The 19,158-nt window shown below is 61.1% G+C and carries 16 protein-coding genes and 1 pseudogene; 10 read left to right on the plus strand and 7 right to left on the minus strand.

Features of this window, described 5'->3' with window-relative positions:
* Positions 1-147: 147 nt before the first annotated feature.
* Positions 148-429 (minus strand): PqqD family protein, encoded by a 282-nt coding sequence (locus B5E65_RS14300; RefSeq protein ID WP_242957570.1) that lies wholly within the window; start codon positions 427-429, stop codon positions 148-150.
* A gap of 46 nt (positions 430-475) precedes the next feature.
* Positions 476-1,228, minus strand: a pseudogene (locus B5E65_RS14305) (OPT family oligopeptide transporter); the annotation flags it as partial.
* Between the two features lie 667 nt (positions 1,229-1,895).
* On the opposite strand from B5E65_RS14305, the gene speD reads away from it, so the two are divergent.
* The 7 genes from speD to B5E65_RS14340 all read left to right on the plus strand — a co-directional run bounded on the left by speD (position 1,896) and on the right by B5E65_RS14340 (position 9,451).
* Complete coding sequence (speD, locus tag B5E65_RS14310; protein ID WP_087172444.1) at positions 1,896-2,654, plus strand: adenosylmethionine decarboxylase; 759 nt, start codon at positions 1,896-1,898, stop codon at positions 2,652-2,654.
* A 12-nt stretch (positions 2,655-2,666) separates the two neighbouring features.
* A complete protein-coding gene (locus B5E65_RS14315; protein WP_087172445.1) occupies positions 2,667-4,121 on the plus strand; it encodes an aminotransferase class I/II-fold pyridoxal phosphate-dependent enzyme in 1,455 nt (484 codons plus the stop codon).
* Between the two features lie 2 nt (positions 4,122-4,123).
* Entirely contained in the window at positions 4,124-4,984 is an 861-nt protein-coding gene (gene speE, locus B5E65_RS14320; protein WP_087172446.1) for a polyamine aminopropyltransferase, read from the plus strand.
* Positions 4,965-5,816 (plus strand): agmatinase, encoded by an 852-nt coding sequence (gene speB, locus B5E65_RS14325; RefSeq protein WP_087172447.1) that lies wholly within the window; start codon positions 4,965-4,967, stop codon positions 5,814-5,816. Before speE ends, speB begins: the two co-directional genes overlap by 20 nt.
* A gap of 77 nt (positions 5,817-5,893) precedes the next feature.
* Positions 5,894-7,153, plus strand: a complete 1,260-nt coding sequence (locus B5E65_RS14330; protein ID WP_087172448.1) for a saccharopine dehydrogenase family protein — start codon at positions 5,894-5,896, stop codon at positions 7,151-7,153.
* The gene (nspC, locus tag B5E65_RS14335; RefSeq protein ID WP_087172449.1) at positions 7,153-8,280 is read left to right on the plus strand and encodes a carboxynorspermidine decarboxylase; all 1,128 of its coding nucleotides are present in this window, start codon (positions 7,153-7,155) and stop codon (positions 8,278-8,280) included. Before B5E65_RS14330 ends, nspC begins: the two co-directional genes overlap by 1 nt.
* A 61-nt stretch (positions 8,281-8,341) precedes the next feature.
* Positions 8,342-9,451 (plus strand): hypothetical protein, encoded by a 1,110-nt coding sequence (locus B5E65_RS14340; protein WP_087172450.1) that lies wholly within the window; start codon positions 8,342-8,344, stop codon positions 9,449-9,451.
* Between the two features lie 185 nt (positions 9,452-9,636).
* Here the strand turns inward: B5E65_RS14340 and B5E65_RS14345 are convergent, their stop codons facing one another.
* The 5 genes from B5E65_RS14345 to B5E65_RS14365 all read right to left on the minus strand — a co-directional run bounded on the left by B5E65_RS14345 (position 9,637) and on the right by B5E65_RS14365 (position 15,648).
* The gene (locus B5E65_RS14345) at positions 9,637-10,569 is read right to left on the minus strand and encodes an ABC transporter ATP-binding protein (RefSeq protein ID WP_087172451.1); all 933 of its coding nucleotides are present in this window, start codon (positions 10,567-10,569) and stop codon (positions 9,637-9,639) included.
* Between the two features lies 1 nt (position 10,570).
* Positions 10,571-11,650, minus strand: coding sequence for an ABC transporter ATP-binding protein (locus tag B5E65_RS14350; RefSeq protein ID WP_087172452.1), 1,080 nt, complete (start codon positions 11,648-11,650; stop codon positions 10,571-10,573).
* Between the two features lie 11 nt (positions 11,651-11,661).
* Positions 11,662-12,726 carry an ABC transporter permease gene (locus B5E65_RS14355; RefSeq protein ID WP_087172453.1) on the minus strand — a complete coding sequence of 355 codons (1,065 nt, stop codon included), beginning with the start codon at positions 12,724-12,726 and terminating at the stop codon, positions 11,662-11,664.
* Complete coding sequence (locus B5E65_RS14360; protein WP_087172454.1) at positions 12,723-13,721, minus strand: ABC transporter permease; 999 nt, start codon at positions 13,719-13,721, stop codon at positions 12,723-12,725. The genes B5E65_RS14355 and B5E65_RS14360 overlap by 4 nt, the downstream gene beginning before the upstream one ends.
* Positions 13,722-13,959: 238 nt before the next feature.
* Positions 13,960-15,648: a peptide ABC transporter substrate-binding protein gene (locus B5E65_RS14365; protein ID WP_087172455.1), complete on the minus strand. Its 1,689-nt coding sequence runs from the start codon at positions 15,646-15,648 to the stop codon at positions 13,960-13,962.
* 549 nt (positions 15,649-16,197) lie between these two features.
* Here B5E65_RS14365 and B5E65_RS14370 point away from each other — a divergent pair.
* The 3 genes from B5E65_RS14370 (at position 16,198) to B5E65_RS14380 (ending at position 18,881) form a co-directional block, all read left to right on the plus strand.
* The gene (locus B5E65_RS14370) at positions 16,198-16,641 is read left to right on the plus strand and encodes an NfeD family protein (protein ID WP_087172456.1); all 444 of its coding nucleotides are present in this window, start codon (positions 16,198-16,200) and stop codon (positions 16,639-16,641) included.
* Between the two features lie 112 nt (positions 16,642-16,753).
* Positions 16,754-17,650, plus strand: a complete 897-nt coding sequence (locus B5E65_RS14375; protein WP_430672996.1) for an SPFH domain-containing protein — start codon at positions 16,754-16,756, stop codon at positions 17,648-17,650.
* 208 nt (positions 17,651-17,858) lie between these two features.
* Entirely contained in the window at positions 17,859-18,881 is a 1,023-nt protein-coding gene (locus B5E65_RS14380; RefSeq protein ID WP_087172458.1) for a hypothetical protein, read from the plus strand.
* Positions 18,882-19,158: the final 277 nt, after the last annotated feature.

Here is a 19,158-nt window from a genome sequence, read left to right on the forward strand (position 1 = left end):
TTTTGTAACCATTCCTATTTTACCATACCGGCCGCCCTGTGACAACCGCACAACATGCGCCCGGATATGGACAAAAAGCGCCCGCCAGGCGGGCACACAGCCGCCAGGCGGGCGTTTTTCATACGCTGTTTTCTGCAAAGGGCCGGTCTACCGCCCGGCCGGCTCTTCGCCGGGGTTTGCCAGGGTGATGAACTCGTAGCTGGCCAGAATCTGGATATATTTTGCCATACGGGGATACACCGGATCCGCCTTGGGGCCGAACTGCTCCGCCGCCAGGTCTGCCAGCTGCCCCACCGTGCGCTGCCCGTCGATACGGGTCCAGACAAAAGATCCCATCTTATCCAGATGAATATGGGAAACACGGGGTTTATGCAGCAGTTTCTGGGCGGCCTTGTTGAACAGGCCGGTGTTTTCCTTGTGCAGCGTCACGGTCCCCGCCTCATCGGTGCTCCACGCCAGGTCTGCCCGGGTGGGGATCATAGCCGAACAGCAGGATCATGGGAATCAGCACACACCAGCCGATCACGCCGCCCACAAACATGAAGGAGGAGATGCGGGGGCCCACGATGTAGCCCACGCCCACCAGCGCCGGGTAGATCTGGGTACCGATCTGGGCGCCGAAGTTCTTGAGGGTCAGGTTGATCTCGGTGGGGGCCAGCTTGACGCCGTCCACAATGAACTTGAAGGCGGCCGCGATGCCCAGGCCGGAGAAGACCGACGCGGCCTGCGCGCCGCCTTCCTCACCCGCCAGCAGCACTTCGGCGCAGGCGGTGCCCTCCGGATAGGGCAGGGTGGCATGTTCGCGCACGATCAAGGCGTTGCGCAGGGGCACCATGAACAGCACGCCCAGGATGCCGCCGCACAGCGCGATGACGGTGATGGCCAGCAGGCTGGGATTTTCGCCCTTGCCTTCCGCCGCCCACAGGAACAGGGCGGGCAGGGTGAAGATGGCACCGGCCGCCAGGGACTCGCCGGCAGAGCCGATGGTCTGCACGATGTTGTTTTCCAGGATGGAGTTGCGGCGCATGAGCACCCGGATAATGCCCATGGACAGCACCGCCGCCGGGATGGAGGCGGATACGGTAAGCCCGACGCGCAGGCCCAGATAGGCGTTGGCCGCGCCGAACACCACGGCCAGGATCACACCGATGATCACCGACACGGCCGTGATTTCCGGCGTGACCTTATCCGCCGGAATGTACGGTTTGAATGGTTTGTTCTCGTTCATAAGCTCGTTCCTTTTCCTTTTTTGTTTGCCGTGCGCGGACAGTGCGGTGTTGCCCGGCCCGGCAAAGACGTGGCGCACAAGCCTTGTTATATAGGAATTGGACAGCTGTCGCAAAGGCGCGGAGCGTTTTCTCACAGAGGACGGCGAAACTCTCACAAATCAGCGTGTTATCTTGCTTGCATACATGTTGCACACACGCGGTTCGTAAAATCTTTGCGGGGACATTTTTTCTGTTGACAAATGCATGTATTTTCGATACACTTTAACTGTCATGGGCGGCTATTTTTCATAACAGAGTTCCATGCAAATATTTCTTCTGACCACCCGCGCACAGCGGGTCAAGGCCATGCGGACAGCCGGGTCAACTGCCGAGCGGCGGGTACGCCCCGCCATTATTGATTGAGTTAAAAGCTCAATTTTATAAGTTGGTTACTTTATAACCATACGCGGTCACGCGTGCATCAACTTGTAAAACGATCAATAAGAGTAGTAAAAGTAAGTATTTGCTATATAGACTCTGTTCAGGAAGGCCCCGGGCGCGGTATGCGCCGCGCGGGTGCTGTCATGGAACCACGATCTTTTCACGGGCGGATGTGCGCGGGCGCATCCGCCCGTTTTTTGTCGTTCGGACGCGGCGCCGCAGTAAAGGAAAAAGGAGTACGCGAGCATGGAGGAAAAGATCAAACTGTACGGGTTCAACAACCTGACCAAGGCGCTGAGCTTCAACATCTACGACGTATGCTATGCCAAGACCGCCCGGGAACTGCGGGACTACATCGGCTACATCGACGGGCAGTACAACTCGGAGCGTCTGACCAATATTCTGACCACCCTGACCGACATGATCGGGGCCAAGGTGCTGAACATCGCCCGGCAGGACTACGATCCCCAGGGCGCGTCGGTCTGCATCCTGATTGCGGAGCCCAGCCTGCTGCCCGCCGGCGAGATGCAGCTGGCCCATCTGGACAAGAGCCATGTGACGGTGCATACCTATCCCGAATACCACCCCGAGACCTGTCTGGCCACCTTCCGGGTGGACATCGACGTGGCTACCTGCGGCGAGATCACCCCGCTGTCCACGCTGGATTACCTGATCGGCTCCTTTGATTCGGACATCATCACCATGGACTACCGGGTGCGGGGCTTTACCCGGGACGTGTACGGCCGCAAGCTGTTCAACGACCTGAACATGCGCTCCATCCAGGATTTCATCGCCCCCGAAACCCTGCTGCGGTACGACGCGGTGGACCTGAACGTATACGGGGCAAACCTGTTCCACACCAAGATGATGGTCAAGGAGATTGACCTGCAGAACTACCTGTTCAAGACCGACGCCTACGAGCTGCCCCCCCGCACCCGGCTGGAGATCATGGACAACCTGCGCCGGGAGATGATCGAAATCTTCAGCGGGCGCAACATTTACTAAGGAGGCACGGGAATGCGGGATCAGAGCCGTGCGCCCATTTATGAGGCGCTGGAAGCATTCAAGCGGGCCCGGGTGGTGCCCTTTGACGTACCCGGCCACAAGCGGGGCCGGGGCAACCCGGAACTGACCGCCCTGCTGGGCGAAAAATGCGTGAGCATGGACGTGAACAGCATGAAGCCGCTGGACAATCTGTGCCACCCGGTATCGGTGATCCGGGAGGCGGAGGAACTGGCGGCGGAGGCGTTCGGCGCGGCCCACGCCTTTCTGATGGTGGGCGGCACCACCAGCGCGGTGCAGAGCATGGTGCTGTCGGTGGCCGGCCGCGGGGACAAGATCATCCTGCCCCGGAACGTGCACCGCAGCGTCATGGGCGCCATGGTGCTCTGCGGCGCGGTGCCGGTGTATGTGAACCCGGACTGCGACGACCGGCTGGGCATCCCCCTGGGGATGCGGCTGGATCAGGTGGAAAAGGCCATCCGGGAAAACCCGGACGCCAAGGCCATTCTGGTAAACAACCCCACCTACTACGGCATCTGCTCCGATCTGCGGGGCATCGTAAAGCTGGCCCACGAGGCCGGGATGCTGTGTCTGGCGGACGAAGCCCACGGCACCCACTTTTATTTCAGCGACCATCTGCCGGTATCGGCCATGGCGGCCGGGGCGGACATGGCCGCGGTCAGCATGCACAAATCCGGCGGCAGCCTGACCCAGAGCTCCCTGCTGCTCACCGGCCCCGCCATGAGCGAGGGCCATGTGCGGCAGATCATCAACCTGACCCAGACCACCAGCGGCTCCTACCTGCTGCTGAGCAGTCTGGACATCTCCCGGCGCAACCTGGCGCTGCGGGGCAAGGAAGCCTTTGACGGGGTGGTACGGCTGGCCGAATACGCCCGGGAGGAGATCAACGCCATCGGCGGCTACTACGCCTACAGCCGGGAGCTGATCAACGGGGACAGCATCTTTGATTTTGACGTGACCAAGCTGTCGGTGAACACCCTGGACGTGGGTCTGGCCGGCATCGAGGTCTACGACCTGCTGCGGGACGAGTACGACATCCAGATCGAGTTCGGCGACCTGGGCAACATCCTGGCCTATCTGTCCATCGGGGACCGTCCCCGGGAGGTGGAGCGGCTGGTGAGCGCCCTGGCCGAGGTGCGCCGCCGGTTCGGCCGGGCCGACCGGGCGGGCCTGATGAAGCAGGAGTACATTGACCCCCAGGTGGCGGTAAGCCCCCAGGACGCCTTCTACGCGCCCAAGGAGTCCCTGCCTCTGCGGGAAACCGAGGGCCGGGTGTGCAGCGAGTTCGTCATGTGCTACCCGCCGGGCATCCCCATTTTGGCCCCCGGCGAGCGGATCACCGGGCCGATCCTGGACTACATTGAATACGCCAAGGCCAAGGGCTGCTCCATGACCGGCCCCGAGGACGCGGATATCCGCCGGCTGAACGTGCTGAAAGGAGAGTATTGAGGATGGAGTTCTGGTTTTCCGAAGCGCAGACCCCCAACGTAAAGCTGTCCATCCGGGTGGATAAGCAGCTGTACAGCGGGCAGAGCGAATTCCAGCGCATCGATGTGTTTGAATCGCCGGAGTTCGGCCGGTTCCTGACGCTGGACGGCTACATGATGCTCACCGAAAAGGACGAGTTCATCTACCACGAAATGATCACCCATGTGCCGATGGCGGTACACCCTCATGTGCGGCGGGTGCTGGTGATCGGCGCCGGGGACGGCGGCGTGATCCGGGAGCTGACCCGCTACCCGGAGATTGAATCCATCGACATGGTGGAGATCGACCCCCAGGTGGTGGAGGTCTGCCGGGAATACCTGCCCCAGACCGCCTGCAAGCTGGACGATCCCCGGGTGCACATCCACTACGAGGACGGTCTGAAATACATCCGCCGGTTTGAGGATGCGTATGACCTGATCATTGTGGATTCCACCGACCCGTTCGGCCCCGGCGAGGGGCTGTTTACCCGGGAGTTCTACGGCAACTGCTACAAGGCCCTGCGGGAGGACGGCATCATGGTCAACCAGCATGAGAGCCCCTTCTACGACGAGGACGCGGTGGCCTGCCAGCGGGCCCACAAGCGGATCGTGGAGTCCTTCCCCATCAGCCGGGTGTACCAGGCCCACATCCCCACCTATCCCAGCGGTCACTGGCTGTTCGGCTTTGCCAGCAAGAAATACCATCCGCTGAAAGACCTGGACGAAGGGCGCTGGAATGCCCGGGGCCTGGCCTGTAAATACTACACCACCACCCTGCACCGGGGTGCGTTCTACATTCCCGCCTATGTGGAGGAGCTTTTGAAAAATGTTGAATCCGAATATTGAGACCTTCCTGTGCTGCGACGCGCCCTGGGATGAGGCGAAAACCGTTCTGTTCGGCGCGCCGTTCGACAGCACCACCTCTTTCCGGCCGGGCACCCGGTTCGGCCCGGGGGCCATCCGGCACGAGAGCTTCGGGCTGGAGAGCTACAGCCCCTACCAGGATAAGGATCTGCTGGACGCCTCGGTGCTGGACAGCGGCGATCTGGAACTCTGCCTGGGGGATTCGGTCAAGGCGCTGGCCCAGATCGAGGAGCGGGCGGCCCAGATCCTGGACGGCGGCAAGCGGCCCTTTTTGCTGGGCGGCGAGCATCTGGTGACACTGGGGGCGTTCCGGGCGGTACAGGCCCGGTACCCGGAGGTACACATCCTGCATTTTGACGCCCACGCCGATCTGCGGCAGGATTATCTGGGCGCGCCCCTCTCCCACGCCTGCGTGCTGCGCCGGTGCTGGGAACTGGTGGGCGACGACCGGATCTTCCAGTTCGGCATCCGTTCCGGCGACCGGGAGGAATTCCGCTGGGGGGCCGAGCATGTGACCACCCACCGGTTCGACCTGGAAGGGCTGGAGGAAGTGCTGGATAAGCTGGCCGGCAAGCCGGTGTACTTTACGCTGGATCTGGACGTGCTGGACCCGTCGGTATTTCCGGGCACCGGCACCCCGGAGCCGGGCGGCGTGAGTTTCGATACGCTGCGCCGGGCGGTGACGCTGGTGTGCGGGCGGCTCAACATCGTGGGCTGCGACGTGAACGAGCTGAGCCCCGCTTACGATCCCACCGGCGCCTCCACGGCGGTGGCCGGCAAGATCGTGCGGGAGATGCTGCTGGCGCTGGATTGATTTGGGGCCAATCTGGGGAAATATAGCCAATCTGGGGACCAGTCCCCAGACCCCATCATAATAAAGGAGTGTTGACCATGAGCAAGGTATTGATCATCGGCTGCGGCGGCGTTGCCGGCGTAGCCATCCACAAGTGCTGCCAGAACAGTGAGGTTTTCACCGAGATCTGCATCGCCAGCCGCACCAAATCCAAGTGCGACGCGCTGAAGGCCAAACTGGAGGGCACCACCTCCACCGTTATCACCACCGAGCAGGTGGATGCGGACAACTTTGACGAGCTGTGCGCCCTGATCCGCAAGGTACAGCCGGATCTGGTGATGAACATTGCCCTGCCCTACCAGGATCTGACCATCATGGACGCCTGCCTGGCCTGCGGCGTGAACTATCTGGACACCGCCAACTACGAGCCGGAGAACCTGGACGATCCCGAGTGGAAAGCCAACTACGAAAAGCGCTGCAAGGAGCAGGGCTTCTCCGCCTACTTTGACTACAGCTACCAGTGGGCCTATCAGGAGAAGTTCAAGGCCGCGGGCCTGACCGCCCTGCTGGGCACCGGTTTTGACCCGGGCGTGACCCAGGTGTACTGCGCCTGGGCCCAGAAGCACCTGTTTGACGAGATCCACACCATTGATATTCTGGACTGCAACGGCGGCGACCACGGCTATCCTTTCGCCACCAACTTCAACCCGGAGATCAACCTGCGGGAGGTCAGCGCCCCCGGTTCCTACTGGGAGAACGGCCACTGGGTGGAAGTGCCCGCCATGAGCATCAAGCGGGAATATAACTTCGACCAGGTGGGCGACAAGGACATGTACCTGCTGCACCACGAGGAGATCGAGTCCCTGGCCAAGAACATCCCGGGCGTAAAGCGCATCCGCTTCTTCATGACCTTCGGCCAGAGCTACCTGACCCACATGAAGTGTCTGGAGAACGTGGGCATGCTCTCCACCACCCCCATCGAGTTTGAGGGCCATCAGATCGTGCCCATCCAGTTCCTGAAAGCCCTGCTGCCCGATCCCGCCAGCCTGGGTCCCCGCACCGTGGGCAAGACCAACATCGGCTGCATCTTCACCGGCGTGAAAGACGGCAAGGAAAAGACCGCCTACATCTACAACGTCTGCGACCATCAGGAGTGCTACAAGGAAGTGGGCAGCCAGGCCATCAGCTACACCACCGGCGTGCCCGCCATGATCGGCGCCATGATGCTGCTGACCGGCAAGTGGAATAAGCCCGGCGTCTACACCACCGAAGAGTTTGATCCGGACCCCTACATGGATGCCCTGAACAAGTGGGGCCTGCCCTGGCAGGTGCAGGATGACCCGAAGCTGGTGGACTGATGGGAGAAGCTTGTATCAACACGCCGTATTTTGTCGTCGATGAATTACGGCTTGTAAAGAACCTGGAGATTCTGAAACAGGTCAGCGAGGCGGCGGGCTGCCGCATCCTGCTGGCACAGAAGGCCTTTTCCATGTTTTCCTGCTACCCGCTGCTGCGGCAGTATCTGGCGGGCAGCACCGCCAGCGGCCTGTACGAGGCCCGGCTGGGCAAAGAGGAATTCGGCGGGGAGACCCATGTGTTCAGCCCGGCCTACAAGCCGGAAGAGTTTGATGAGCTGCTGCACTACGCCGACCATTTTGTATTCAACAGCCCGGCCCAGCTGCGCCGGTTCGGCCCGGCGGCCAAAGCGGCGGGCAAGCAGGTGGGGCTGCGGGTGAATCCCGAATGCTCCACCCAAGAGGGCCACGCCATCTATGACCCCTGCGCCCCGGGCAGCCGCCTGGGCACCACCCTGGCGAATTTTGACCCGGAGTTGCTGCCCCTGCTGGACGGGCTGCATTTCCACACCCTGTGCGAGCAGGATTCCGACGCGCTGGAAACCACCCTGGCCGCCTTTGAGGAAAAGTTCGGGCCGTATCTGACCGGCCTGAAATGGCTGAATCTGGGCGGCGGCCACCACATTACCCGGGACGATTACGACCGGGAACGGCTGATCCGGCTGGTGCGGGGGCTGCGGGAGAAATACGGGGTGGAGGTGTATCTGGAGCCGGGCGAGGCCGTGGTGCTGAACGCCGGGTTCCTGGAATCCAGCGTACTGGAAGTGGTACACAACGGCATGGACATTGCCATCCTGGACACCTCCGCCGCCTGCCATATGCCCGACGTGCTGGAGATGCCCTACCGGCCCCCGGTGATCGGCGCGGGCCTGCCCGAGGAAAAGGCTTACACCTACCGGCTGGGCGGGCCTACCTGCCTGGCCGGGGACGTGATTGGGGATTACTCCTTCGACGCGCCGCTGACCGAGGGCAGCCGGGTGACCTTTGGGGACATGGCCCTGTACACCATGGTCAAGACCAACACCTTCAACGGGATGCCTCTGCCCGCCATCGTCTGGCGGGATAAAGACGGCAGTCTGACCCTGGTGAAGCAGTTCGGCTACGAGGACTTCAAGAACCGCCTGTCCTGAGGGCGGCAAACCCAACGGCGCGGCCTGAAACCGCGCCGTTTTTGCATACAGGTGTATTTTTATGTCGTATTCTACAAAACGTATATTTTCAATCCTGTTTTCCCTGCTCGTCGGGCTGGCACTCTGCCTGGGGCTGGTCCCGGATGCGGCCGCGGCGGATGACTGGGAAGGCTTTCTGGACGGGGTGGCCCAGGTACAGCGGCTGGCGGAGGAATACGCCGGTGAGCCGGGGGAAGAGGCCCTGCTGCTGACCCTGAACTACCTGCGGGCAGAGCGGTACGCCGATATGGAGTGGGATCTGGTGCTGGGGGCGGCGGACGAAGAATTTGCCGCTCTGGTGGACAGCCGGAACCCGGAACTGGCCGGATTGCAGCAAACGCAGCTGCTGACCCTGCCGGAGGGCCGGAGCGTGGACGCCATTCATCTGATTGCGGCGCTGGCCGGCAGCTACAAACAGGCGGGCGCGCTCTGTGGCTGGGGCGGCGATTGTATGCAGCTTGCCGAACAATACAGTGGGCAGGCGGACAGCGTGGACGGGTATTACGCCCTGATGCAGCCGGCTTTCGGCGGGGCGGAAAATGCCAGCCTGTTCCCGGAAAGCGACCTGCTGGCCGATCTGGACGGGATGGTGCTGGGGGCGACCCTGCAGCCGGAGGACGACCTGGCCCAACATCTGCGGGATTACTGCGCCAGTATGACCGACGCGGTGCGCGCCGAAAAGTTCATCCAGGCGCAGCTGGGCAGCGCGGACACCGGCGACCGGGCCGCTTTGTACGAGGCTTTTGAAACGGCGCTGCTGGACAACGACGGCATGAAGCTCTTCCTGATGCTGCGGGGCCACGCGGATCTGGACGAGGACAACGCCGTGGTGGTGGACCCGGACATAGACAGCGGCATGCGGGCGGCGGCCCGGCTGCTGGCGGACTGGCTGGCCGACGCGCTGGACGGCGCGGTGGTACAGGCGCCCGCCAGCGGGGACGGCGGTTCATCGGATTCTGAAAGCACACCGCCGGCAGCAACGCCCGCGCCCTCCCCTGCCCCAGAAACTACCGGTGGCAACCCGGCCATCGGCTGGCTGCAGGCGCGGCTGCTGGTTCTGCTCTGTCTGGGCGGCGCGGCGGTGCTGCTGCTTGCCGCCCTGACACTGGCAATCAAGAGCCGACACAAATAAGCCGATCCCGTGGAGAGAATTAACCTCCTGCCATGCGGGCCAAATTCCTGGCCCGCTGAACGGGGGCATGGGGGACTGGTCCCCCATATTGGCAACAAAGCCAGAGGCGGGCGACCCCTTTCGGGGCCGCCCGCCTCTGGCTTTGTATCGATATGAGAGGAACGCAACGATACAGGATGCGGCGATCAGGACTTGGCCGTCCACTTGGCCAGCTCCTCGTCGGTAGCCAACACGTAATGGGTGCCTTCCAGATGCTGCCGCTTGCCCACGTGGTAATCCACACCGGCCTGCTTGTAATCGTAGGTCTTGGCCACCCGGTCCCGCTCGGTGCGGGGGTCCGGCTGGGGAATGGCGCTCAGCAGGCTTTGGGTATAGGGATGCACGGGGTTGTTGAAGATCTCCTCGGTGGTGCCGGTCTCGACCAGATGGCCCAGATGCAGCACGCCGATACGGTCGGAAATATACTTGACCATGGACAGGTCATGGGCGATGAACAGATAGGCCGTGCCGGTTTCTTCCTGCAGATCCTTCATCAGGTTCACCACCTGGGCCTGGATGGACACGTCCAACGCACTGATGCACTCGTCCGCGATGATCAGCTTCGGGTCCATGATCAGGGCCCGGGCGATGCCCACGCGCTGCCGCTGGCCGCCGGAGAACTGGTGCGGATACCGGTCGGCGTGTTCGGGGGCCAGGCCCACCTTGCGCAGGATGTCCGCCACCTTCTGCTGGCGCTCGGCGTGATTCTTGTACAGATGATGGATGTCCAGGCCCTGGGCGATGATCTCCCCCACCTTTTTGCGGGGGTTCAGGCAGGCCATGGGATCCTGGAAAATCATCTGCATCTGGGTGCGCAGCTGCTGGTTCTGCTGGTTTGTCAGATTGCCGGAAATGTCCATCCCGTTGAACAGGATCTGCCCGGCGGTGGGCTTATACAGACGGATCACGCTGCGGCCGATGGTGCTTTTGCCGCTGCCGCTCTCCCCCACCAGACCGTAGGTCTCGCCGGGATAAATCACAAAATCCACCCCGTCCACCGCCTTTACGGTGAACTGGCGGCTGCCCTTGAAATACTGCTTGAGGCCCTTGACCTCCAGAAGGGGCTTCCGTTCTTCCATATCAGTTCGCCTCCTTCATCATACGCTGGATACGGGCACGCAGCTCCTTGGGCATCTCCACCTTGGGGGCGCGCTCATCCAGCAGCCAGGTGGCCGCATAGTGGGTATCGCTTACCTTGAACATGGGCGGCTCCATCCGCTCGTCAATGTTCAGCGCATAGCTGTTGCGGGGGGCAAAGGCATCGCCGGGCACCGGATGCAGCAGGTTCGGCGGCGAGCCGGGAATGGTATACAGACGGGCGTCGTCGGTATCCAGGTCGGGCATGGCGCTCAGCAGGCCCCAGGTGTAGGGGTGCCGGGGATCGTAGAAGATCTCGTCGATGGTGCCGGTTTCCACGATTTTGCCCGCGTACATCACGTTGACAAAATCCGCCACCTTGGCCACCACGCCCAGGTCGTGGGTGATGTAGATGACGCTGATGCCGCGCTCGGCCTGCACCCGCTTGATCAGTTCCAGGATCTTGGCCTGGATGGTCACGTCCAGCGCGGTGGTGGGCTCGTCACAGATCAGCAGATCCGGGTCGCAGGCCAGGGCGATGGCGATTACCACGCGCTGGCGCATACCGCCGGAAAGCTGGTGGGGATACTGGCGCATCCGCTTCTCCGGCTCGTCGATGCCCACCTCTTCCAGCAGGCGGACGGCCTTGGCCCAGGCTTCCTTTTTCGGGGTCTTGTAGTGCCAGATCATGCCCTCCATGATCTGCTTGCCGATGGGCATGGTGGGATCCAGGCTGGTCATCGGGTCCTGGAAGATCATGGCGATCCGCTTGCCGTTGATGTGGCGGCGGATATCCTTGGTTTTCATTTTCAGCAGGTCCACCGTGGCGGTGGTGCCGTCGTTGTGATGATAGGTATAGGTAATGCTGCCGCTGTTGACGATGCTGTTGGAGGCCAGAATGCCCATGGCCGCCTTGAAGGTCACCGACTTGCCGCTGCCGCTTTCGCCCACAACCGCCAGCGTCTCGCCCTTGTACAGGTCGATGTTGACGCCGCGGATGGCGTTGACGGGGCCGGCCCCGGTCTTGAAAGTGATGGACAGGTCACGGATGGACAGCACGTGTTCACGATCTGCGTATTCCATTGCTCGTCACCTCACATTTCTTTCAGTTTCGGGTCAAAGGCTTCCCGCAGGCCGTCGGCCAGCATGTTGAAGCAGAGCATCAGCAGGCTCATCACCACGATCGGCGGAACGATCTGATAGGGGTGGGTGGTGAAGCTGTTGAATGCGTCGTTGATCAGGCTGCCCAGGCTGCACTGCGGCACCGGGATGCCCAGACCTACGAAGCTCAGGAAAGCCTCGGTAAAGATGGCGGTGGGGATGCTGAACATCAGCTGGGTGATAATCTGGCCGATGATGTTGAGCAGAACTTCCTTAAAGATAATGGAGAAGCTGCCCGCGCCCAGGGTGCGGCTTGCCAGCACGAACTCCTGTTCTTTCAGCTTGAGCATCTCGGCCCGGGCGATACGGCTCATGTTGATCCATTCGGTAATGACCAGCGCCAGCACGATGGTGGTAAAGCCCGGCTTGACCACCAGCAGCAGCAGGGTCACCACCACCAGGCGGGGAATGCCGTTGTTGATCTCCACGATACGCTGCATGATGGTGTCCACCCAGCCGCCGAAGTAACCGCTGATCAGGCCATAGCACATGCCGATGGTCATGTTGATGGCAGCGGCCACAACCGCAATGCCCAGGCTGACACGGGCGCCTTCCCACACACGGGTCCAGATGTCGCGGCCCAGCGTATCGGAGCCGAACCAGTAGTATGTATCGGTAAGTTCCTTGTCCTCATAACCATTCACCACACGGGTACCGGTGGTGGTGGTCATGGTTTCGTCACCGTCAAAGATGCCGAAATTTTCCAGAACCGGAATGCGGGGTGCCAGATTCTTTTCGCTCAGGGTCTGGGTGTTGTAGTCCCGGCCGCTCATGCCAGGGCCCACGATGGCCATAACCACGATCAGGATAATCAGAATCAGCGCCACCACTGCGCCTTTGTTGGAGATAAAGCGGTGCAGCACGTCGTGCCAGTACCCCTGGCTGGCAAAGTTCGCGTCCAGATGCTGGTCGGCAGCGCCGCGCAGCTGAAAGTCTTCCGGGCGCAGGTCGGCGATCTGGGCCTGGGATCCGGCAGGGATATAGTCAATGTGGCTCATGCCTTCACCCCCTTCTTCTTACCAAACAGCACCATCCGCCAGCGGGCAAAGAAGCCGGGACGGCCGCCCTCGCCGGTAACACGGATGCGGGGGTCGATGATACCATACAGGATATCCACCACCAGCATGATACCAATGTACATGGCGCTGTAGATGAAGCTCAGGGCGATAACCACGTTGTAGTCGTTGGATTGGATAGCGGTCACCAGCAGGCTGCCCACGCCGGGAATGGAGAAGATCTTCTCCACCACCAGGCTGCCGGTCATCAGGTCCACGATCAGCGGGGCCAGCACGGTGATGATGGGGATCAGCGCGTTGCGCAGCGCGTGACGCAGGATCAGCGGCGCGCCGGTAACGCCCTTGCTTTCCGCCAGCAGCATGAACTCGCTGCCCAGAACTTCCAGCATCTCGTTGCGGGTAAACCGGGCGATGGAGGCCATGGTGAACATGCTCAGCGCGATGCTGGGCAGTACGCTGGACATGAACGGTTCATTGGCGGTGTACAGCATGGGGAATATCTTGAACCGGAATCCCAACAGATAACTCAGCCCCAAGGCAAATACATAGCTGGGCACCGAAACGCCCAGAACCGAGATGGCGGTACAGATGCTGTCAATAATGGTATTGTGGTTGAGCGCGGCAATCACGCCCAGCAGCAGGCCCACCACGGCACCCAGCGTGACCGCCATGCCGCCCACCTTGATACTGATGGGCAGGCGGCTCTGGATCAGCTGGCTGATGGGGGTGTTTTTGCTGATGTTATAGCTCACCCCGAAGTCGCCCTTGAGCATATTTCCCACATACCGGACAAACTGTACCGGAACAGGGTCGTCCAGGCCGTACTTCTCGTACAACACCGTTCTCTGGTCATCGGTCAGCTTTTCGTCGTTGAACGGCGAGCCGGGCATGAGCTGCAGCAGGCAGAACAGCACCAGCGTGATGACCAGAAGGGTGAATACCGAGATGAGCACTCGTTTCAAAATGTAGTTTTTCACAAGCGTTCCCTCTTTTTCGATACAAAGTACAAAGCAAACATTTGCCGTTCCGGCGTTGGCGGCTGCGGGGCCGCCGTGCGCCTTTCGCGGCTCGAACCGTAAAAAGCAGGCAAGCGTTTTGCCTATAAAAAACCACGCAGTGGCCTTGCAAAGCCAAGGCCACTGCGCGGCATTCAGTACGGGGGGGTCATCCGGGTTTCATTCCGGCACTGTATTGCGTGTGCCGGCCATAAGGGAATCAGCCCTTGGTGGCGTTCTTGAACACGCGGTTCAGAGCAACAGGGTGGAACTCGATGCCGCTGACATTGGACTTGATCATGTTGGCGTCGGCCTTGGTGTACACGGGAACGATCACCGCTTCGTCCATGATGATCTTTTCCGCATCGTACAGGGCAGCCCAACGGGCCTCGGCGTCGCCCACATACTGGCCGGTGGTGCAGTCGGCAATGATCTGGTCGTACTCAGGGTTGCTCCACTTGCCGTAGTTGTTGTTGTTGTCGGTGATCCACATGTTCAGGTAGGTCATGGGATCGGCGTAGTCAGGACCCCAGCGGGTCAGGCAGACTTCGTAGTTGCCTTCCTGGATATCTTCCACGCGCTGCTTCTTGGGCTCAACCGTGATGTTTACGGTCACGCCGGGCAGGTTGGTCTGGATCTGTTCCTGGATAACAGCGGCCACGTTCTGGCTCTCGGTGGTATCCTCAACCAGCAGCTCAAAGGTGAAGGTATCCTGGCCCAGTTCTTCCTTGGCAGCCTCGAAGTACTCGGCAGCCTTGGCGGGATCATCGCTGCAGACATCCTTGAACATCTCCTGATCGGCGGAGAAGTCAGAGCCGTCGGGGCCGGTGGCGAACTGCGGGGGAACCGCGGTGTAGGTGGCCAGAGAGCCGTCCTTCACAACATCTTCCACGATGGATACGCGGTCAATAGCGTGGGTCAGGGCCAGACGCATATTCTGGTTGGCCAGGGCGGGAACCTCCGCCTGGTTCAGGGTCAGGTACCACAGGTAGCCGGCGCCGTGGACGCTCAGCTCGGGATCGCCCTGAACCTGGTCGACCTGGTCACCGCTCAGTTTCACGATATCCAGATCGCCGTTCTGGTAGCTCATGAACGCCTGCTGACTGTCCTTGACGACCTGGTAGTTCAGGCCATCCAGCTGGATGCTGTCCGCGTTGTAGTAGTCGGGGTTCTTCACCAGGCTGAAGGACAGAGCCGCGGGCTCGTAGCTCTCCAGGATGAAGGCGCCGTTGCTCAGCACGGTCTCAGGACTGGTGCCGAAGGTGCCCTCGGCCAGGCTCTCATAGAAGGCCTGGTTGACCGGGTAGAAGGTGGGGAAGTACATCAGGCTCAGGAAGTACGGAACGGGAACGTTCAGTTCCACCTTCAGGGTCTTTTCGTCCACGGCGGTAACGCCCAGTTCGCTCTTGTCCTTCTCGCCGGCGATGATCTCGGCCGCGTTCTTGATCTGGCCGATGTCGCTCATCATGTAGCTGTACTCGGAGGCGGTGGCGGGATCAGCCGCGCGCTGCCAGGCGAACACGAAGTCGTTGGCGGTAACGGGATCGCCGTTGGACCAGTTGGCATCCTCACGGATGTGGAAGGTGTAGGTGCAGCCGTCCTCGCTGACCTCATAGCTCTCGGCCAGGGCTTCAACCGCCTGACCCTCTGCGTCCATCTGCATCAGGCCGTCAGTAAAGTCGGCGATAACCTCAAAGCTGGTGCCGTCGGTAGCCAGCTGCGGATCCAGGGAGGCAACCTCCACCTCGACCATGACGTTCAGCACATTGCTGCCGGTGGCCTCGCCGCCGGTGCTGCTGCCGCCCGCCGTGGAACCGGCGGAAGAAGTATTGCCGCCGCCGCAGGCGACAAGGCTAAGGGCCAGCGCGCCGGCCAGCGCCGCCGCGCCCATGCGTTTCCAAAGGTTCATGTGTTTCGTGCTCCTCTCATGTAAATTGGATATCTGCAAACCCCTCAAAACGAGAAAAGGCGTCAGCCCCGGGCCGCTAGCTACACCCGGATCCACCGACGTCCCTGTCGTTGTTTGACATTATAGCGCGCGAAAGCGTTAAAGTCAAACCCATTGGAAAAATTTGCACGATGTAACCAGATTGACGGCCATACAACCGTCCCAAATCGTCGTTTTTCACACACATTTGTCTTTCGTTCACGTACACTTTAGTCAATTACCATACTGTCTTCACGGAATTTTATATAAACTGCACAGCAACTCTGTATGGTTTACCGGAAACAAGCATAAGACCCCGCCCTGACCCGAACCGGGCCGCCCGGACTATACCGGGGCCCTCCAACCGGTAAAATCCGCTGAAAACGGGCAAATTTCGTTCACAGCGCACTTTGTAATCCCAAAGCGGTTCTGGTATAATGGGACCATAACGGAAACGCTCCGCGGGGCGGCCGTTACCGGCCGGGCGGCGGTACACCGCACGGCAAACCCTGAAACGAACGGAGGTTCCCCATGAATCCTGAGATCATCCTATGGCTGGCACTGGTGGTCGTGTTCATCCTGGTGGAGCTGGCCACCACAGCACTGGTGTCCATCTGGCTGGTGGCGGGTGCTGTCGCCGCGCTGCTGGTGAGCCTGTTCACCGACAGCTGGACGGTGGAGCTGGCAGTATTTGCGGTGGTAAGCGCGGTGGCGCTGGCCGCAAGCCGTCCGCTGGCCCGCCGCCTGCAGCAGAGCAAAGCCCCCGAACTGAATGCAGGCCGCAATATCGGCCGCGTGGCCACTGTGGTGGCTGAAGCAGAGCCGGGCCGCCTTGCCCGGGTTCGGCTGGATGGCGTAGACTGGGCCGCCGAATCCGCCCAGCCGCTGTCCAAGGGGCAAACCTGCGTGGTAACCGCCCTGCACGGCGCCACCCTGACGGTTGAACCGCAGCCGGAGTCAGCGCCGGTCCGCTGAACCACTCTATGTAGTAGGCTGCCGCACCCTGCGGCAGAAAAGAAAAGAGAGGCCGGCCGGAGTATGTCCGCCGGTCCCAAGAAGAAAGGAGACTTTTATGGGTCCTGTTATCATGGTTATTCTGGCTTTGCTGGTGATTCTGGCAGTAATTGTGCTGATCAGCTGCATCTCCATTGTTCCCCAGGCCAATGCCTACGTGGTGGAGCGGCTGGGCCGCTACTACGACACCTGGGAAGCCGGCGTGCATCTGCGCACCCCGTTCATTACCCGCATCATTAAAAAGGTCAGTCTGAAAGAGCAGGTTGTGGATTTCAAACCCCAGCCTGTGATCACCCGGGATAACGTAACCATGCAGATCGACACGGTGGTGTTCTTCCTGGTAAGCGATCCGCAGCTGTTCACCTACGGTGTAGACCGGCCGCTGAGCGCCATCGAAAACCTGACCGCCACCACCCTGCGCAACATCATCGGCGAGATGGAACTGGATCACACCCTGACCAGCCGTGACGTGATCAACACCAAGATCACCGCCATTCTGGACGAAGCCACCGACAAGTGGGGCATCAAGGTAACCCGTGTTGAGGTTAAGAACATCATCCCGCCTGCCGAGATTCAGGACGCCATGGAGAAGCAGATGAAAGCCGAACGGCAGCGCCGTGAGAGCATTCTGCGGGCCGAAGGTGAGAAGCGCAGCGCCATTCTGGTGGCCGAGGGCGAAAAGGAAAGCGCCATCCTGCGGGCCGATGCGGTTCGCGAGCAGCGCATCCGCGAGGCCGAAGGTGAAGCCCAGGCGATCCGTGCCGTGCAGGAAGCTCTGGCCGACAGCCTGCGGCTGCTGAACGAAGCCGCCCCCAGCGACCGGGTTCTGGCCCTGAAAGGCCTGGAAGCCCTGGCCAAGGTGGCGGACGGCAAGGCCACCAAGCTGATCATCCCCAGCGACATGCAGAACCTGGCCGGCCTGGTCAGTTCGGTAAAGGAAATGGTCACCGATACACAGGCAGCCAAGTAATCCCCTGTTTTGCTGATCTCCCCCCGCCGGCGGGCATCGCCCCCGGCGGGGGCTTTTTTGTTGCGGTTCACTTTCAGCAGGAGGAACGGTTTCTGGTATATACGGCAGCCCACCGGAAATATGCGGTTTCATTTCCTGTCGCCTTCCCGCCCTGAAAATGGTATACTGAAGGCAGAGAAGAGCTTTGCCTGAGAAAGGAGCGATGAAGATGAAACCTGCCAAGCGGCTGCTGGCGGCTTTGCTGGTCCTGGCCTTTGCAGGCTGCAGCCAGCCGAGTAGTGTGCCCCCGCCTTCCTCCACTACATCTGCCGAACAAGCCACTTCCACTCCTGCCCCCACCCGGAGTCCCGTTTTCTGGCAGGAGTGGACCGACCCGTTTTCCCCCGAAGTAGCCCGGGAGCTGGAGAACCGGGCTGGCAGCTGGTGGGAAGAACAACTGGACCGGCCCTCCCGGTATGCCTGGGTGATGGATATCCAGAGCCGGTACCTCCCCCCCGAACAGTGGAGCGAAGAACCGAACCTGGCCGATATTCTGACATTTTCCCAGGAGCTGGACAGCTCTGCCCTGGAACAGGGAACAGCGGGCATCTGCCGGGTGGATTTCACCTTCTGGTACCAGCCGGAAACCTACTACATGGGTCCCCAGTATGGGGACGGCGCCTGTTATGTATATCTGCTGGTTTACCAGGATCCGACCCGGGAGGCACAGAGCATCAGCGGCTGGTATTCACCGGAGACTACCGCCCAGCGTCCGGAGAATCCTGATGCTTCCTCTCTGGGCTTGAATGATTACCAGTACACCATGCTGACCCACCAGTGCCGGGCGCTGGCCGCTGCGGGAATCACGACGCTGCCGGAGGATTGGACGGCCCAGGAACTGGCCCGTTATCTGGTGGCCCGGGGGCAGGATTTCGGCCGGAAGCCGGAAGAATGGGCGGCAAATACGGCATACGATTTTCTGCCGGGAATGATCCTCAGCATCGACTTTACCGGGGAGGATGATGCGTGGGCCAACGCCCCGTCCCCGGATCTGTTAAAAGCCATCACCCCAGAGGATTGGGAGACAGCCCTAGCCGCCTTGGATACCCCGACCGGCAATTGGACCTACCAGAAGGAAGAGGGGCAGGTGACCGCGGTTCTGGAGGGAGACGTTGCGTACACCTTCTCCCTCTGCCCCGGTTTTGCAGAATGGAACAGCCGCACCTTCTGCACCAGCATTCGGGAACTGTAAGCACCTGTGTACAGCTTTTTACTTTGAAACGCCAATCTGGGGCCGCAGGCCCCAGACCCCATCCCGCGGGCCGGATCCTCCGGCCCGCACTTTTTATGATGGCTTATAAGGTAAAAGCCTCCCCCGCCACCCATCATCCATCCACCACAAGCCTGGTGCGCTTCCAGACGAGGCCGTTAAGACCGACCTTCCGGTGGAAGGTCGGTCAGGCCGAGAGTCCCTGCGAGCTGAACCGGAGCGCGCAGCGCGAACGGCGAAGCCGCCCCAGGGGAAACGA

The sequence above is a fragment of the Gemmiger sp. An120 genome (assembly GCF_002160955.1).
In the GTDB taxonomy this organism is placed as follows: Bacteria; Bacillota; Clostridia; order Oscillospirales; family Ruminococcaceae; genus Gemmiger_A; species Gemmiger_A avium.